We start from the raw sequence: 18,976 nt of genomic DNA on the forward strand, positions 1-18,976 counted from the left end.
AAATATTGTTTGAACTATTAAAAAATCTTATAACTTAAACATAAAAAAGCCACTTATATTTAAGTGGCTTTTTTATGTTTAAGTTATAATGTGGATTGAACCGCTGCGACTATATCGGAGGCTGATTTACTTGAGGCAGCGATGCCTGACAGGATTAAATTATCATAATACCGCTTTTTAAATTCAAAGGGTGACACATAACCAATCGTGCTATGCAAATGGGTTTTATTGAACCAGTCCACCGATTCAAGGGTCGCTAATTCAACATCGTTAACACCATTGCATTGTTCTTTAGATATTCAATAACCTCAGATTTATCATCCTAGAAGTGTAGCGAATGGATAAATGCTGAACGCCTCTATCCCTATGATGAATAACATCTTTGGTGTTATTTCTGTCTGCTATCGCTTGATTTAAAGCGCCCATCACCATATCAGTGTTCATACGATTAGACACCTTCCAACCGACAATAGCGCGGGTAAACACATCAATAATAAAGGCGGTATACACCCAACTACTGAATGTCTTAATATAAGTGAAGTCCGCCATCCACAGCTGATTAGGGCAGTAAGCGTTAAAGTTACGATTAACTAGGTCATCAGCCCGCTTTTGGTCATCACGGCTGTTAGTGGTAATCTTGCCTTTGCCACACCAGACGCCTTTTAGGCCATGCTGCTTCATTAAACGCTCAACCGTACATCGAGTAAACTTTAACCCGTCAGCTTTCATCTACTGCCATACTTTACGCGCACCGTAAAGGCATTTTCTGACCTGCCAAATACATTTAATCTCGCTGAGATAGCAGTCGTCATGCTGACTGCGCAGTGAACGCTTTTCAGGATTATTAGCTAAACATCTTTCACGATGATAGGTTGATGGAGCAACTAGTAGTACTCTACAAATCAGCTTGACCCCATAACTATCTCTATGGTCACCAATAAAATCGACCATCACTTGGGTGGGCGGTCGAGCTCCGCCTGAGCGAAAAAAGCGGCAGCCTTCCTAGTTATCTCATTGGCTTGCTTGAGCTCTCTATTTTCGCGTTCAAGCTCTTTGATAGGCTGCTCTTAGCTTTGAGGTTGTAATGATGTAGGAATAATTTGCTCGATATGTTTTTTATGCAAAAATCGCAGGGTCTCAGGCGTACAACCAATCTTTGACGCTATGGCTTGAATGGCTAACCATATAGAGGGATAGTCGCTTGCTGCTTCAATCAGCATGCGAACGGCGCGCTCTTTAATCTCAGGAGTATAAGTTTGTCTTTTCATTGTCGTATTCTCTCAGAATGTTGAGTCTCCAACAATCCTGGGGCGGTTCAATATCTATAAGTGCTCTATTATAGTAGTAATCATACTTCAATTACTACAAGGGTCAGAGTATCAAGATAGTATCAAATATTTTTCATATTGTTATATTTCATTAAAAACAAGATAATATAAACCCTTGCAAGCCAATGGCTGTAAGGGTTTAAATTTGGTAATCCCAATATCAAATATAAAGTGTTTTTAAGTTATTGGATTCAAAATAACTCATTCAATAATTTTTTAAATTATACTAACAAATAAATCGAATTGTAGATTTAATAGCAAGTCAATATTGCAGTGAGTTTTATCTCAAAATTAATTGTTATATATTGTTCAATAAAAGCAGTTTATCAATTTAAGCATGCACTTTACCCTGATTTAACCCTAATAGCATTCAAGTAATATAATAAAAAGTAAGATGATCTTCAAAAATATCAAAGCAATATATAAAGCACATCAATATGGCAGGACAAGCGACCAGCCTCTATGCAGTTAAAACTAGAGTTGATAAATTCAAACAGACCTGCAAGAAAGCAGTAGTTCCTGCACATGCTTATTTCCGGTTAAAATAATGGATGTCTAACAGGTCTTAGTCATCCGCATCCCGATTAAAAGTAGGAAAATCAATATTATTTAACATTGTTGCATGCATGTTGGCTTGTACGCGAGCTGACTCATTTACGGAAAGGAAGTCTATTCTGCCATTCGGTAGGTATCTTAATTTTTTAAGTCCTTCAACACCAGCCATAGCTTGTGGTGAAAAATGCATCTTATTGTTATTTAGAGAATTTCTTAATAATTGAAATCCATACTCAAACTCTTCACGAGTTTTAGGTGTTTTCATGCTTCTAATGCTCATATTTTTATACTCTGATTATACTGATTTACAATAGTAACCAACTTACCATTAATTTCAATCATCCATGCTAGTTGCATACTTGAAGGTAGCATTATATTTGAATCTTTCAAAGTTAACATACAGCCTTCGGAATAAGGACGCCCAAAACTAGCTGAGTCATTTGTTCTACCGTTTCTCCAGACTTTTCTACTAAAGTTGGATTGATTAGTATTTGTAAGCTCCATGAACTGTGGTGTTGGTAGGCTCGGAGTATAGCTGCCTAAAAAGGTAGAACTAGGACCTACACTGGTGCAAATAGATAAAGGATGTGTCTCTATATGTTGAAGATAGTCTTTTGCAAAGAGTGTATATTCTGTACGCTTTGAAATATCATCTAAATTCATTAGATTGTTTTGAATAATTATTGCTTTAACTTCAATACGATGAGGGTTGTAAGTAAGTTCATTTAGACTGTCGTCTGGTATACAAGACTCTATGTAATTTAAGATCAGCTCATTATTCATTCTAAGTAAATAAGGATTCTCTTTAAGACTTAACGCTTTAAGAACGTTTTCAGATAGAGGGTTTGGTAGGTGTGTTACTTTACTGTCCATGGCGTAAGGGTTATAAGGACGTAAAATACTTTCAACCCTTTGTGCGTTTTCTAAAGTGACATGAGGTAGCAAAGCTTTATTTATTATACCTCTAACATAACCTTCCCATCTAGTAGTTAGGGTTTTTCGTGGCCGTCTGAAGCTATCACAAAGCATGTTCTCAAGCTCAAATGCATCAGCAATATCTAATGGTAGAAACTGTTGAGTTAATAGAGTCATTACTTCAAATTCAATATCTTCGTTCCATAGTCCAATATTACCTAGTTGATCTATCTCAAAATTTAAGCACTCTAGATATTGATTGAGATTATAATTGTAGGTAGGTTGTTTTCTAACTTGATTGTTAGATAAAAACTTATTATCGATAGACTGAATAGCACCTTTAATATCTAACTCTTTAGAGCGACGTTTTAAAATTCTGCGCAATATAATCAATCGTGATAAGTGCTCTAGTTCATCAATATTGATATTTTCTAAGATTACCGTCTGAATCGTTGATTTTTTACTATTTGAAAGTACATCGATTATTCCAGCGAGAACATCACCTTTAAAACTACAGTCCTCACTGAATGCAGTTTTAATAGCTTCTGGTAGGAATTGATCATGATTACCCAATGTCCAATGTAGCAACGTCGCCGTTTTAGTAGCAGTTAAATAGACAGGATGTGATAGTAACCAAAATAGGAAGTGTAAAAAGTTATTATCAGGTGAGTGACAACTACTTTCTTCAGTTAAGCTCTCGCTGAACGAACTAATACTTTGGTTGGTATTTCCGAGAATCAATTGGATATGCTTCAAAACAACATTCATTAGCTCATTTGTTTGCTGGTCGCTAAATTGATTATTAATTATACTTATGAGTTTTTCAGCAATTCGCCAAGGTGAAGCATAATTTTCCGATTCAATTAATTCTTTGAATAGGCTTGTTATTTCATCACTATGCATATCTGATGTTATGACTTTCTCAGCGAATGTTTGGGTATCCGATATATTATTTCCCCATATTCCCCATTCGTTGCTCTGGTACGTCTTTAAAGTTTTAACAGCTTCTTGTTTCGCTTGTTTACTATTACCTCGTTTAAGATACCTATTAATAGTAGATTCTAAAGTCTTAGCTTCACTATGTCCTTTCGATTTACCTATTTCCCCTGGTATAAGCGAATCTAAAGGATCGAAAATATTATTATCAGGTGTAATGCTTTCTGTATCTGTATCTGTATCTGTATCTGTATCTGTATCTGTATCTGTATCTGTAACCTGTTCGTTGTTATCGATAACTGCTTGAAGTTCATTTTCTGGTTCAATCAGTGAAGGTGTAAAATTAAAAAAGCTATATAGTACAGCCTGTCTCTCTTCACTAACATTATCTGTAAACGTTTTCAAAAATTTATCTCTATTAGACAGCGATAGTTCCGTATCTACTATAAGCTTCAATCTAGAAAGCATTGATTTCCGATCTATTTCATTTACATCGCTATTGAACAAATTAGCAAACTCAATAGTAAATCTATCGAAGTACCTCTCATCACCGCACTGGAATATTTCAAGTAAAGCCCACTTTAGTCGCCAATGAACATTAGTAGAATTACTAACTATTTGAAGAATAGAGTCTTGCTCAATGAGTTGACCACCTGGATAGTTCATGCCTTTTATGGGAGTTACATAGTCTACGCTTCCTTTTTGAACATCTTCTTTTAACTGTGAAATATCGCCAGCAATTTGGCGTCTATAGTAATTAAAAGCCGTTTGATAAAGTTCTTTTGAACATAAAATGCCAACAAAATTATTTTTAGCTTGTCTCACATAGCGTTGAAATGTCATTTCGCCCGATGCTCGCTCTAGACAATTTGCGATTTCTATAATCTGTGAGCTAGGAATCGTATTTGAATTATCTATAAGATTAAAAGTATCGGTTAGAATGGTTAAGCGGTCGTCTTTGTACCAACTAGGTCCCATTGAATGAGCGAGTATTTCTTGATATATCTGCTTGGCTATATCAGTGGCATCAATTTGATTAAAGTAAATAATAAGCTGAAACAACTCAGGGATCAACTCATGCCTATTTTCTAATCCTTCTAGTACATAATTTTTCCATTTATCAAGCAATTCAAACAACTCGTCTTCAGCTTCAGAGTCTTGCTCCACATCAATGATCAAATTGGTAATGACATTATTTAGTGACCTTCTAAACCCTTCATTGTATAAGCCAAATTGTGAGTCAAACTGACTATTAAGTTTTTCTAATAGCGTTACAATATGATTAGGCAGATAACGCTTATATATAATACTAATATATCTCCAAAGAGTAGGAACTAAGTTTTCTGGTATTGAATATGAATTACTCCAATCAGTGCGGTCTTCTAACGTGAACAATAAAGCGTCTACTAAAGTAGATAGACTACTAGTAATAGACTGTATTTGTGTTTGACCATTTTCCTCTGTAGCAAATTTGAGGCGACCATTATGATAGGCTAGACTTTCAATAACTGACTCAAAATAATCATCATACTCATTACCGTCAAAATGGCGTATTTGAGGCTCTTCTAGTTGAGCATTTATATAATAAAGGATAGATTTTGTAATATAATATTTATGAATGTTTTCAGTATCAATGTCAACATTATTATCAAGTAATAACTTCAACTGTATATTTTCATTGGAGTCACTATAGCTATAAATAACGACAAATTGATTTATTAGGTCATTAGGTGCATTGAGTTCATAAAATATGTTAACTATACTATCGTTAAAATATTCTTTAATTGAGTTTTCTATAGTTAGTAAGTTGCTAGTATTTTTAAAAGCGCCTTCTAAAGAAACAGTTAATATATTATTGTCTGAAAGCGTATATAGGTCAGCTAGAGCATTAAAAACTGGTAACAATAGCGTTGTTGAGTCACTTATATCTTCAAAATCAAAGTCAGGATAAACGGGGCTTAATAGTAGGTTGCTAGAAATCATAGCTCCTGTAACACTACTTACAGATGCCAATTGTTTTGAATCTTCCATTTGAGCAGATTCTAATATACTTCTTAATGACTGAAGTATAGTTTCACAAGTTTTTAAGCGATTTTCATTTAGTATATAGCTAGATATAACCTGTACCATTAATATGCATTTATATACTAATATGCACTCATGAAGTTCGATAGATGTGTTTTGCATTTGATTGAATTTGTCATAAATATCCTCATTCAATACTTCAACTATCCGTACAGCTTGTTCTTTATATCCAGAATCGTCTAAAGACTTAATAATGTCGAACGTTTGATAAGGGTCTGTAAGGAGTAGATCATACCTTATGATTTGGTTCAAAACCTCATCAGGTTTCCCAAGACTTATTAGAGCATTCGCAGTTAAACTAATATTACTCATAAACGTAGAGTTATATCTAAATTCAATTCTATCTAATAAAAGTAGTAACCGAATAGTGCTTACGGTATCAGCAAGACCTTCCTCAATATTTAAAGCAGAAGATAACGCTTGCTTGATATCGAATAGAAGTTGATCAGGTTGTACGCCTAATGTGACACACTCATCTATCCATTGCTGGTTACATGAATCAACAGCAACTTCTTTATACTGTTCAGAGCGTAGTAAGTGATAAATAAGATTTAATTTTGCGTATTTAATATCTGGATGACTCAGGCAAAATTCAGCTAACTGCTTATTTACCGAATCAGCTATGTCCTCGGTTTTGGACTTCAAAAATTCTGCAAACGAATTATGGTAAATAGCAATAAAGCCATCTTTTTTAATAAGTAAATGGCTAATTTGATTAACCGTTGAAATATATTGCTTCCGCTGGCTATCATCAAGCGTCAGTTTAAGATAGTCACTTTGAATCTCTTCTCTAAGCCTACAAATAGTGCCTAGTAAAAACAATGACTCGGGTTCACTAATTATCTTATCCCAAAGATTTTCATAATAGTTTTCAATCGTACCAGAAAACACAGGGAAGTTTGCTAGTGACGTATCTTTTGACGTATTAATATAACTAGTAATATATGTTAGATATAGAGGATGACCTTCAGCAACTGATATCACTCTATCTATTAAGTCATTGTCCAATAAGTCATCATCGATATAGTAAGAACAATAATCAGCAACCTGCTGTTGAGTTAAAATAGGTAAAGTTAATATTGAATTCTTGATTACATAATCAGACACATGATTCGATACTGTCTCATAGCTATTTGAAGTAAAAACTATCTGAATACTATCAGGTAAGCTAATTGGTAATACTGCTAGTAAAGTATTTAGAGACTGTGAATCCTTAAGTGCTAATTCATTTATAGCATCAATGAAAAAAACTGCTTTTTTATTCTCATCTACACAGTGTTTTGAGAGTCTTTGTAAAAGTTCAAAGATATTAGATTGAATCTTAGAAAGATTCAGGCTATTAGATTCCGCTGGCACTGCTAAACCAAGTAAAGTGCTTATTTTGACATTTAACCAGTCATATAGCTCTTGAGGTTGTGCCTTAACGAGAATACTCTTACCGTTTTTCTCTGACGTTAGACTGTAAGTACCGCCAAATAAAATAGAGGTGTTTAAAGGTGCGAATTCTCGACAAAACGTAGTCTTGCCTATGCCATGAACACCTAATAGTAGTATATAAGATATGTTTGAAGACAGTAATTTAGTTTCAAACTCATTTTGAAAGTCACTACGAACAACAATACCATCACTAACTTCTTCAGATTCGGAGTCAGTTTCGAATTCAATATCGAGATTAGTCAAAACATCTTTAAAGCTATCAATACTTAAAGCGTTAAGAGAGTTATCTGTCTGCAAACGTAATATACCAACAATCTTATTATCTACAATAACAGGTGCTCCTGATAAACCGGAGTAATCAGAAAGAGAGTATTCAGGGTTTATTGTTAAATCGATATCAGACCGAGCAACTGTAGTTGATAGTACATCGGCTACTTGACCGTATGTGAACTGACCATAAGTTTTAGCATCAGGAAAACCCCATGAAGTCCACTGCTTTTTTTGTCGAGGTTTGATAGCCGATAAGCAAATTTGCTCAACGTCAAAATTTGAATCTACTTCGAGTATGGCAACATCAATATCTGCATCGTTGTAAAGTAGATGAACATTAGTGTCTATCTTTTCATTATTTAAAAATATTTCAATTTCTTTTTGCTCATCGATATAGTCAGAAATACAATGCCTAGCAGTGAGCAGTTTATTTTTTGATATTAGAAAGCCTGTACCGTTATCAGTACCGCATACGATTTTACAGACTATTTGTTGTAAGATATTTTCAAGCATAATTATCCTTAGATATGAATCCATTCGTTAGCTTGCTCAATGACCTCAAAATCAAACTCTTTTTGAAGTGGGTATAGAGATTGAGCATTTTTATTTTTTTCGCTAAAATATATTTTTCTATTAAAATCTGAAGGCCTTTGTATGATAGCCTTCATCAAGGGCATATCAGGGTGATTATGCTTTTTACCATTAGTAGATATGAAATATAATGGGGAGTCTACTAAAGATAGAAGTCTAGGACTTGTATTATTTAAGCTACCATGATGAGAGACTTTAATGGCATCAAAGATAATTTGCTTGTCGTGACCATATAAAGCTATTAATGAGCTTTCAATATCTTCTGACCAAGAATCTCCAAGAAATAGCAACTTTTTTCCTTCGCACTCAATAATAATGCTTATAGAAGAACGGTTTGTAATGGATGTATCAGGTATATATATATCTTCTAGTTCCTTTTCACTAGATGAAATTAGGTTGGAAATTTTGTTAGCTTGATTTTTAGATAATAAAAATTCGAAACCATCATCAAACTCTTGATTTAAAGCATTTCCTGCAAAACCTAGCTTTTTTAAGTCTTTCTTCCATTTATTTCCTAATTGCTCAAGCGCATCAGGAGTTGGAGAAAGCACTTTAATGCTCACTTCTTCATTGTCTTTTAGTGAGAATGTAGGCATGGTTTGAGTATTGATACTTTGATAGCCTTCTCCTGAATTCCAGTTATACTTATATTGAACCAAGAATTTTGCAAGAGAGCTGCCTTGTCTGGCACTAATCTCACTATCATCTGCATCGCGATTTGAATAACCCATAGTAGATATTTGAGCTAATAACTCTTTATCGGGTTTACTGTATTGACTTGGCGAATTAATAGTATTAGTTATAGATCTAAGGCTATTGTGCCAAAATTTTTCAATTGGAATAACACTAGTATGAGTGCTAACTCCGTTGTCTTGAACGAACTTAATTATTCCCTTAATGTGATCTTCATCTATATGAGTGTTGACTACTAATCCTAGTTTGTAGTTCTGTTCATTTAACTTCATTAACTCTGGCTTAATATAGTTAGTAAAGGTTGAACTGTAACCACCATCAATAAGAATATAATCGTTCTGCATGGTTCCAGTCTGAATCAAGAAGGAATCACCGTTCTTAGCGGGGAACATTTTTATTCTGATCATAATCACCTGTAAAATTAATCAAACCCCCGATATTGACGACGCCACATGAGAAAAATAGAGTTTATACCTCAACCCTATACACTATATAACTAGGGCGTGTCTTCAATCTGAGCATGAAACTTTAAATGGGCTAAAAACGGTTAAATCTTTGCCAAACTGCGTCAAATAGCTGGTTCATATCTCGATATCAACTGCACTATTTTTCTTGTTTGGCTGCAATTTACCTCATTTTTATCACCTTATTTTCAAAATGAGGACACGCCCTAATAGAATATAGAGCTTTTTCGACTCATCAGAGTTAAATAAATTCGTAGCAAGTCTAGATATCAATGATGTTTCGAACAGCATAATGTTGAGGGAGCTACTACCTAATAGGTTATAGTTTAAATTAACAATATAGTTATAATTTAATTCAATTCAAACACTAACAACGGTTAAAGGTATCGATCTAGCGACTAAGGCTTCTTGAGTTATTGCTAAGAAATTATCTTTTAGATGGTTATAGTAGGGCTGCAGAGCAGGGTGGCTAACGGTGATATGAGCCTGCACCAACCTAGTTTGCTTTTTATTCATATCTAGCATTTCATTGTTCTTTAACCAAGGCTCTTTAGGTAGAATAACGCCATTAGCTAAAACTGCCTCCCCGATGGATTGCGCGATACTTAGACCAGCAAAATCGTAGTCAGCAAATACATATTTACAGCACTTAATATTTTTAAGGCTCTCATAAATTAAAGCGGCATTACCAGCCTTATGGCCTCTATAGACTAAAGCGGTAGTTTGACCATGCCAGCCTTCTATTAATGCTAAGTCTTGCTCAGTAAAACGACAAAAGCTAGTGAAGTTCTCTATGACAATAAGATTATCAATATTCCATTGCATCAAATCATCACTGTGAACACCGAGATAGGCATTTTGTTTAGAGGCTCTATGGATATAATTCTGGGTAGCAATGACCAAATCATCGTCAGAACCTAAAAGTCGTAATTCGAAGAATCCTTCTGTGGGGGCTTTACTCAGCATCTTTTCATTGGACATAGTCAAGCTGTTGTCGACACGATCTTTGGTTTTCATTGCTGCTATATCGTCGTGCGTGATGTCTATCTTGGTATGTGCTTTTATTAGGCTAACAATACGGTTCCAGCCACCCGGCTTTATATGTATAGTGCGTCCTATTTTGTGACCTATATCTGCATCATAAACGACCAGTAGCGCAAAGACATTGCTAGGTGTCCTAAAAGCGATGGTATCCTCGCCAGCCTGTAGCTTTTGTTGTATATCAAGCAAAGTCTTACTACTCTCTAAGCGCTGAGCGAGTTTGGCGTCCATAATTCGTTTTCACTAGGTTCGGTAGAGGTGGTATGGCATCTGACGTACTTGGCATCTGTTATATACAGAGTGTCACAAGTATCGGACAGCCATCTCTTTTTTAGATAAAGCTTCCAGTAGCAAGTGTCTTTTTTCTTAATAATATGATCGTTCTTGAAGTTGCTCCCACAGACTTTAAGCACTAAAGCTAAAAAGGCTTTGTATTCCACGACATGGCTCAAGCCTGCAGTTTGCCAGTACTCTCTAACCGAGTAAGATTTGCTTAGATCATCAGTATTATTATTGGAGAGATATTTTAAGACCCAAAGCTTTTCAGGTGAGGGTTTTTGTTGTTCAACCCTATCTATTGATTCAACATATTCGCCATCATAAACCTTAATATCTCTACCTTGAGTAATGGGTTTGCTGCTGGCAAGTTTACCCATGATGGTCGCGAGTAAGTAGCTGTCGTCGCTTAATTCAATGTTATAAAGATTATCACTGACGTCTATACCACCAAATGCCAAGCCTATGCTCTCAATATCTCTTAACTCAAGCCCCATCTGCTTTGGGATAAACTGCTCGTTTCTGAGTGCTTTATGCAGTTGCCAAAGTATCTTATTCTGGCGGTTCTGATCTTTTTTTAGTTTGTCGATAAGCAGGATAGTCTTATCTAGATGAACGCCCATTTCATGGTTAAATCTAACGATAGAGTCGGATAGATACTCATCTAGTATGACAGCAGCTTTAGTATAGTCGCCATGAAGTTTATAAAGCTCTTCACGACCCAAAATAGCTGTTTTTTGAATCTGTGATTTAATTTTTTTATTTAAACTTTCAAGGATAATACGCTTAGCTTTTATGTTAGGGGTATTATTTAGATCTGAGTTAATTATGTACTCTATATTTGCCATCTCGCGGCCTAAAGCCTCTGATAGCATATTGGCCTCATCTCGGATATTCGCTAAGTGCATCATCTCATCATGAGTTTCATCAAATGAGTCTGACGCAGCTTGTGCCATTTGAATAGAATGGTGAATATTTTGCTTCCAGTCCTCTACGTCTGGCATAGTGTGAGTACGGTAAGACTTTTGATCAGCCGTTCTCAAAATATCCCTAAAACTAGATCCAAGCGTAATACTATTGGCATTAATGCTTATGATGCCACTATCACGAAGAATTTTATACTGTTTGGAGCTTGTATTTACGGCACCGTAACACCCTTCAGGAGAGTAAGCCTCAAAGAGCACATCGGCTTTATCCGTAATTGCTCGGCCCAAGGTTTTTATCTTATCCTCGGTAAGTTTTATACCCTCGCTCATAATCCGAGCCCTTGCTGCAGTTCAATCTCTTCTTCATCAAAATCATCAAAAAGGTTTTCGGTGATGTATTCAAAGATTTTGCTAATATAACTAATCATGCCAGTAACACGGTATATCTTTTGAGCGCTATTGGACAAGATGACAATGTCATGCTTCCTTAGTCGCTCAAGCAGTGCTTCTACCTGTTGATCATTGGGTTTTTTGGTAGCACCCGTAATTTCAGAGACTTGATTAAGCATACTCTCAAAATGTTTATTGTCATTAGCAGCCAGTACTAACTCAGCTTGTTTAAGTTTGTCACCCATTACCAAGGCGTTATTATTCTCATCAGCGCTGGCAAGACAAGTCAGCATCTCAATAATTGGTCCAATGTTGTTGTATATATCATGGAACTGTTTAGAGATTGCCTTTTTGTCAGACTCAGATGGTACGGTGTTCAAGCCAGCAAAAACATCGCCATCACACATAGAAATAAGCTTAACGCCAAAGGGTTTAAGATGGTTTGAGATACGATTGAAATTATCTTCACTATCTTTTAACCACTTGTAGGCTTCAGGTTCGCTGACAGGACAGATAAGCTTGTTCTGCATTATCATTCTTAATATGTCATGTTCTTTCATTCTTCGAATACTCCATATTGCTCTAACTGATGGTCCTGAGTTAGCGAGTACATATCATCTGTCTGTGATAGCTCATACCTAAAGGTATTAACATCATAAGCGCAGCCAATGTTGTTAGAGAACAGGGGAATCACAGCATCATGTGGGTTTTCTGGAGCAGCGCACATGGCTGAAATACCAAGTTTTTGTAGTAAGCCTAGTAGCTCTTGGGTATTAGTAGGGTCAAGCACACCCACTTCATCAATAAAGAACTTGAGCTCACTGGTGTCGGTGGTAGATATGACTGAAAGTAGGGCAATATAAATGATCAACTGCGCAATACGCATGGTGCCATTTGAGCCGATGTCTGGGAAAGACTTGGCGCGGTCGGTATGCTGCTCCTCTTTACCTCTTTGTTTCACTGTTAAGCTGACAAAGAACTGTTCTGAGAGTTTGATATTCATTTTATTTTGACCAATATAGCTTTGTACTTGGTCGAGCTTCATTAAAAGATCTTCATCAGGCATGCGATACCTGTCATGAATATCCTTGTTAACCCATTCTTCGAATGCCTCAGTAAAGGTATTGAGTACCGAATACCATTCGTTATCTCTAATACTAGAGGTTAGCGTAATCTTCAGATTCTCAATAGCCAAAGCGCCTAACTTATCACAGACTTCTCTACAGCTACGATTAATACGGTTTGAGAATGTGGTTAGACTATGATGCGCTTGGTCGAGTTTGAATTTAAAATCGCGAATTTTATGAGCTTCGACCAGATAGTGATTGATGATGACCTCTTTTCTAGTCTCATGTTCATTGTTTAAATACTCAGTAAAAATACGCGCTTGTATGAACCAGTTATAGTCATCAGGACGTCCTATCGTACTGTCATTAGCAAGTAGAGTCTCAAACATGCTCTCATTATTAATAAAAGGTGATTTTACAGCGGTGAGTATGTCGATACCTTCTTTTATGGTATTCCTAGTATTCTCAATGGTCTCTTTTGATTTATCAAGTACGGATAGAGCAGTATCATGTAGCTCAAATAGGGTTTTTGAGGCAAACTCTGCGGGTGTTGGCTGATTTGGCACGAGTGTACTTATAAAGGTGTTATTAGCGGCTTTAAGGGTGATTTCTAATCGCTCAAAATCAGAGTTAGCTGCTGCTAAGTCTTGCTCGATGCTAGAGGCTTCCTCCGACAAACGAGTAGCTTCTTTGGTTTTCCCCTCAATAGCTTCATCAAAGGACTGAGTTTTAGTGATAATAATAGACTCAATCTCACTGCGTTTGAGCATAAAGGCGTTAGCTTGTGTGTACTCTTCAGTTAGAAAATCTTTATATAAGCCAACGCGCAACTTTGCAGCTTCAGCACGTTTGAGCTGAGCGTTAATATCTTTGATAGTATCCCTAACACCAATGATCACACTATCGTCATAGCCGTTAGCATTAAGAGCATTGTCTCGGCGCTGGCGAGCATTAGTACTCTCTTGTTGCGCCTTATCGGTAGCGGCCTTTTTGTCTTGATCGAGTTGCTCTTTTCTTTGGGCTTTAGTCGTTTTTAATTGCTCAAGCTTAATCTTATCCTGTTGCTTGATATCATCAATATCTTGCTGAACATCGCGCTCTATATTAGTCAGCTCATTTTGCTTGCCAGCAATCTCGCTGCTTAAATCCGCTACTTGCTGAGCAAGCTTAGTTTTTCTATCCTCAATATCTGCTTTAGCCCGTAGCTCTAGCTGTTTACTACTTTGCTCAAGACTCTCTATAGATTCTTTAGTTTTAGTCGTATTGACGCTAGCTTGATAGCTCTCATCTCTTGCGAGTTTTATTCTTTTCTGGCTGACAAGTAGCTCAGACTCAATTACTTTTTTCTGCTCATGTTTGTCTAAGATCTGAGTATCAATATTGAGCATCTGCTGAGTAATTTCACGGCGAGACTGACTTTTTGAGTTGTCTATTTTTGATGTGTCTATAATCAGGCCATATAAAGAATCATTAGTTTCGATATGCCTGTCTTTAATATCTATATCTAACCATGAAGGTTCTAGGTCGGTACGATTAAGTAGTGCAGGATCTATGGCTCGTCTCACTTGATCTACGGTAGCAACTAAACCCGGATTCTCTTCGCTTTGTAGCAAAAAGCTAAATAAGGTATCGCCTTTTAATAAGTCCTGAAGGTTTTTATGATCCGCTTGAAACTTCTCTATACTTCGTGAAATCTCAACAAGCTCACTTTGCAGGGTGCTATTTTCTGCTTGTGCGGCGCGTCCTTCATCTTTAGCTACGCTTTCGTTTTCTATATCTTGACTTAACTGCTCTCGTCTAACTCGTATCTCGCTGGCAACTTGCGCCAAATCTTGCTTATATTTAGGGCTGATATCAATACTGGTGACAGACTGATCAAGAAGGGCTTTATCTATTTTTAGTTGTTGTAGCTTGTCACGGATATTATCTATCTGAATTTTGGCGTTGCTGTGAATCGATTCTATATGAGCGTATTCTGATTTCATTAATTCAGAATAGGCATGCTCGTAAACACCGTCTGCCTTAGTAATCTCATGTTCGATGCTGGCAAGTTTCTGAGCCAAAGTGTTTTCAGTTGCCAACAATTCTTTCTGTAGTATGGCCTCTATTTGTTTGATGACTGCGGCAGCCTCACGCTCTTTATCTTCATAATCATTTAACAGGCTTTCTTGATGCTCTTTTTGAGTATTGAGAGCTTGTATCTGGGATGACAGCTCTTTTAACTCATTTATAGGTAGGTGATTGCCAGTAATGCCATTTTCAAATTCAAGTCTGCGCGTCTCAAGCTTATTAATATCCGAAGTTAGATGGCTTATTTGGGTTACTAAATCACTTTTATCTCGCTTCCACTGAGCCGTTACCTCTTCGATATCACTTTTAAGCAGATTAATAGAGTTTTGATACTGGTTCAATAAATCTTTGTTGCTACTTATTTTGTTATTAAATTCAGTTAGTAGACCGGTCATGATGCTGATATCTGCAGATAATTCACTTTGGTTGGAGGCGTTCATCTTGACTGCTAAGGATAGGCGGTCAAACTGTGGTCTTAGTACTTCTATCTTGCCCCAAGTATCACGTTGGCGTACCCACTTAGCGGTATCAACACCCTTAGAGTCGATAATAATCTCATTGTCTCTAACCTTGTTCTCGGCCTTCATCGCTTCTACTAAAAACTCACATATCTCATTAAATTCTAGCTTGGTTTGTAGTATGTTGCTGGCAATTGAAGCAAAACCATAAAAGCTCCCTTTTCCTGTCGCTAATGAAAAGTCATTGCGTAGGGCGGATATACTTCTGAGGCTGTCAGTTGAGCGTATAGATGCCTTAACACGATGAGGAGGGCAGTTACTAATAATGGCTTCGTATGACAATTGGCGTACGTTTTTAGAGATAAAGATTCCATCTGATTCAATGTTTGTTCTTATAGCCTCAAACTGATGAAAGCAGCGCTTACCCTGCACGTCAAGACTGACAAACCATTTCTCTTGATATTCCGAATCAATAAAGTTAAAAACCTGAACGCCGCCGCTATTCCTAATTAATACGCACTTCTTTTGACCATCTCTTATGTATTCGTAAACAATATAGCTGTTGGCATAAGGCAGATAGAATTCCACAAAGCTTTTATGCACCTCTGACTTTTTAGAGATACTGCTAAGCTTGGTACCAAAAAAAGGTACGATAGCGCCCATCAAGGTAGTCTTGCCTGCGCTGTTACGACCAGTAAGGATAGTATTACTATCTACCTCAATAAGGTGGCTCTGTCCTTTCAAGTAACTGTTTAATAGAGCGACTCTTAATAGCTTATTCTTATTTTTGGCAGTCTGGAAAAATTCTGAGTCAAAAAGAGCTTTATCACTAATATCTAGACGCTGCTCTTCAGTAGTCACACTGTCGATACTTTGGGCTTCGTGCATTTCTAGCATAAGTACATCCTATTTTAAGTACTTCGAATCTTATCAGTTTATCTGCGTTTTAAACCAAAATATCAGCATAACTCCCTAATACTAAGCTTTAAAATTTTGAAGTGAGCTACTACTGATCCATGCATCTGATTATATTTATTGAGGTGCAAACATTTTCAATTAGAGTGGATACAGCTCAAATTTGAGTTTAATAATAAGAAATATAGCACAAATGATGAGAACTAGAGTTAAGGTTCTATAATTCGAGATTGTTCATGATTAAAGCGTTTGCATAGCATGATTGGTTATGTGTCACCTTTTGAGTTTGAAAGACGATATTATGATAATTTAACCCTGTCAGGCATCGCTGCCTGACTAAAGTAAATCAGCCTCCGATATAGTCGGGGAGGTCCAAACTGCCTCTCACTCATATATTCATTATGACAATGTGAGATTTGGTACATAATATCAAGTCCCAGATATTTATTTCAAAACTCTTCATAAAGTTGCTAATACAAAAATGGCCGTACTGAACAAAACCAGTACGGCCATTAAATTTATGGTTTTTTATAAGTTACTCACAGCAGTAATATTAAACTTACTCTAAGTGATGAACTTCTTGCAAACCGTAAATAGGGGTCTCTATACCCTCCATTCTCGCTTTGAGCTGCAGCGACAAGTATTGAGAATAATGTCGAGATTGATGTAAGTTACCGCCATGGAACCATAACGCCTGTTGTTGCGTTGGTTTCCACATATTTCTTAACTCACCTTCCCAAGGGCCTGGATCTTTGGCTGTATCTGAGCCCATGCCCCAACACTTACCGACTTTATCGGCTACCTCTTGTGAAATTATTTTTGCGGCCCAACCATTCATGGACCCATATCCAGTGGCATACACAATTAGATCAGCTTCTAGTTCTGTGCCATCAGTTAGTACCACTGAATGAGATTTAATATGATCAATACCTACTTTTGGTTTAAGCTTTATTTTCCCTTCTGCTACAAGTTCAGAAGCACCGACATCGATATAATAACCAGAACCTCGACGCAAATATTTCATAAATAGACCGGTATGATCTTCACCAAAGTCGAGCATAAAGCCTGCATCGGTTAGTTTCTGATAAAAGTCAGCATCTAACTCTGCTACTTTACGGTAAACAGGCTCATGAAATTGTGGCATGATTTTAAAAGGAATAGAGCCAAAAGTTAGATCTGCCTTATAAGTGGTAATTCCTTTCTCAACTGCTTCTTCCGAATATAAACCACCCAATACCTCATCCATCAAGGTATCTGATTTGATAATATGCGTCGATGATCGTTGTACCATGGTGACATCTGCACCATTTTCCCAAAGGGCAGCGCAAATATCATGCGCCGAATTGTTTGCACCTAGTACAATACACTTTTTACCTCGATAAGCTTCACCACCTGGATGTTGGCTAGAGTGCTGTTGCTCTCCAGAAAAATCCTCCATACCAGGAATTTTAGGAACATTTGGTAATCCTGACATACCAGTTGCTAAGACTAATTGTTTAGGATGTAATACTAAACGTTCACCCGCTCTATTAACCTCTACATTCCACTGCTGTAATTCTTCATCAAAAGCAGCACTGATACATTCAGTCGATCCCCAGTAGTTTAACTCCATAATCTTAGTGTACATTTCTAACCAATCACCAACCTTATCCTTTGGCGTAAATACTGGCCAATTCTCAGGAAATGGAATATACGGCATATGGTCGAACCATACAGGATCATGCAAACATAATGATTTGTAACGGTTACGCCAAGTGTCACCTGGCTTTGGTTGCTTATCAATAATAATCGTAGGCACTTCTAGTTGCCGTAGGCGAGCTCCTAGACCTATACCACCTTGTCCGCCACCAATAACTAGGCAATAAGGTTGCTCACTATAACCAAGATTACTCTCTTCAAGCTCACGTTTTTGCTGCCACGTTAAACGATCAGGATTAACACCATGCTCAGCACCTTTTGAGCGTAATTTCTTACGCTTTTCTGGGAAATCTTTAAGCTCAGTCATAGTGGTTAATAACGTCCAAGCTTTACCATCACGCAAGCGCAAGTGGCCGTACCCTCTAGCTACTTTAGTGTTGAAGCTAATCCAAGCCTCTACTACACCATCATTTTCTACTGCTTCTCCATCAAGCTGCCATTCATACGGCTCAGTAGTTTCCAAGGTGTGTGAAAGCATCTCTTTAATGTCATCTTGCCCCTCTAACGTTTTTATATTCCAAGTAAATGAGACTAAATCACGCCAGTAGCCTTCTGTTTCAAAACACTCAACTGCTTTGTCTATATTCTTTGTATTCAAAGCTTGATCAAAATCTTGCAGCCAATTAGTTACTTGTTGGCTTGCGGACAACTCATTGTCTAATTTTTGATAAGTCATAAAATCCCTCTCCTTGGTTGTTTTTTTTGACTCTCTTGCTGAATTCCATTTGCAGCATTAAAATATTGCTAAGCACGAAATATGATGCTTTCCGAAGTGAATCGGAAAGCATCATCTATTTATATAAATATTTTAAAAAAGAAAATAAATATATTAAAGAAAAATGATAGTCTCTACAGGTAATA

8 protein-coding genes, 1 pseudogene and 1 other annotated feature are annotated in these 18,976 nt (G+C 36.8%); all 9 genes and pseudogenes read right to left on the minus strand.

The genetic code is table 11. The annotated features are described in order from the left end of the window. Positions 1–83 precede the first annotated feature (83 nt). Positions 84–1,268, minus strand: a pseudogene (locus tag AC2FA3_RS12705) (IS3 family transposase). Next, positions 877–993, minus strand: a sequence feature (AL1L pseudoknot). (Overlaps the previous pseudogene by 117 nt.) Before the next feature lie 625 nt (positions 1,269–1,893). After that, positions 1,894–2,148, minus strand: coding sequence for an AVAST type 1 anti-phage system protein Avs1c (avs1c, locus tag AC2FA3_RS12710; RefSeq protein ID WP_490509883.1), 255 nt, complete (start codon positions 2,146–2,148; stop codon positions 1,894–1,896). 11 nt (positions 2,149–2,159) lie between these two features. Then, positions 2,160–8,039 carry an AVAST type 1 anti-phage system protease Avs1b gene (gene avs1b, locus AC2FA3_RS12715; RefSeq protein ID WP_490509884.1) on the minus strand — a complete coding sequence of 1,960 codons (5,880 nt, stop codon included), beginning with the start codon at positions 8,037–8,039 and terminating at the stop codon, positions 2,160–2,162. Between the two features lie 8 nt (positions 8,040–8,047). After that, positions 8,048–9,217 (minus strand): AVAST type 1 anti-phage system MBL fold metallo-hydrolase Avs1a, encoded by a 1,170-nt coding sequence (gene avs1a / locus AC2FA3_RS12720; protein WP_490509885.1) that lies wholly within the window; start codon positions 9,215–9,217, stop codon positions 8,048–8,050. 417 nt (positions 9,218–9,634) lie between these two features. Further along, positions 9,635–10,546, minus strand: a complete 912-nt coding sequence (locus AC2FA3_RS12725) for a DUF7281 domain-containing protein (RefSeq protein ID WP_490509886.1) — start codon at positions 10,544–10,546, stop codon at positions 9,635–9,637. Continuing rightward, on the minus strand, positions 10,519–11,847 hold the full coding sequence (locus tag AC2FA3_RS12730) for a hypothetical protein (protein ID WP_490509887.1): 1,329 nt from the start codon (positions 11,845–11,847) through the stop codon (positions 10,519–10,521). Before AC2FA3_RS12730 ends, AC2FA3_RS12725 begins: the two co-directional genes overlap by 28 nt. After that, positions 11,844–12,467, minus strand: a complete 624-nt coding sequence (locus AC2FA3_RS12735; protein WP_490509888.1) for a hypothetical protein — start codon at positions 12,465–12,467, stop codon at positions 11,844–11,846. Before AC2FA3_RS12735 ends, AC2FA3_RS12730 begins: the two co-directional genes overlap by 4 nt. Beyond that, positions 12,464–16,399 carry an ATP-binding protein gene (locus tag AC2FA3_RS12740; RefSeq protein WP_490509889.1) on the minus strand — a complete coding sequence of 1,312 codons (3,936 nt, stop codon included), beginning with the start codon at positions 16,397–16,399 and terminating at the stop codon, positions 12,464–12,466. Before AC2FA3_RS12740 ends, AC2FA3_RS12735 begins: the two co-directional genes overlap by 4 nt. Before the next feature lie 577 nt (positions 16,400–16,976). Beyond that, on the minus strand, positions 16,977–18,791 hold the full coding sequence (locus tag AC2FA3_RS12745; RefSeq protein WP_490509890.1) for an NAD(P)/FAD-dependent oxidoreductase: 1,815 nt from the start codon (positions 18,789–18,791) through the stop codon (positions 16,977–16,979). Positions 18,792–18,976 lie beyond the last annotated feature (185 nt).

The organism is Janibacter sp. CoH_79_TC_3 (assembly GCF_058197955.1).

Bases quoted from the DNA above. Each gene is read 5' to 3' on its own strand.
- avs1c (WP_490509883.1), bottom strand. From the start codon at position 2,148: ATGAAAACACCTAAAACTCGTGAAGAGTTTGAGTATGGATTTCAATTA.
- avs1b (WP_490509884.1), bottom strand. From the start codon at position 8,039: ATGCTTGAAAATATCTTACAACAAATAGTCTGTAAAATCGTATGCGGT.
- avs1a (WP_490509885.1), bottom strand. From the start codon at position 9,217: ATGATCAGAATAAAAATGTTCCCCGCTAAGAACGGTGATTCCTTCTTG.
- AC2FA3_RS12725 (WP_490509886.1), bottom strand. From the start codon at position 10,546: ATGGACGCCAAACTCGCTCAGCGCTTAGAGAGTAGTAAGACTTTGCTT.
- AC2FA3_RS12730 (WP_490509887.1), bottom strand. From the start codon at position 11,847: ATGAGCGAGGGTATAAAACTTACCGAGGATAAGATAAAAACCTTGGGC.
- AC2FA3_RS12735 (WP_490509888.1), bottom strand. From the start codon at position 12,467: ATGAAAGAACATGACATATTAAGAATGATAATGCAGAACAAGCTTATC.
- AC2FA3_RS12740 (WP_490509889.1), bottom strand. From the start codon at position 16,399: ATGCTAGAAATGCACGAAGCCCAAAGTATCGACAGTGTGACTACTGAA.
- AC2FA3_RS12745 (WP_490509890.1), bottom strand. From the start codon at position 18,791: ATGACTTATCAAAAATTAGACAATGAGTTGTCCGCAAGCCAACAAGTA.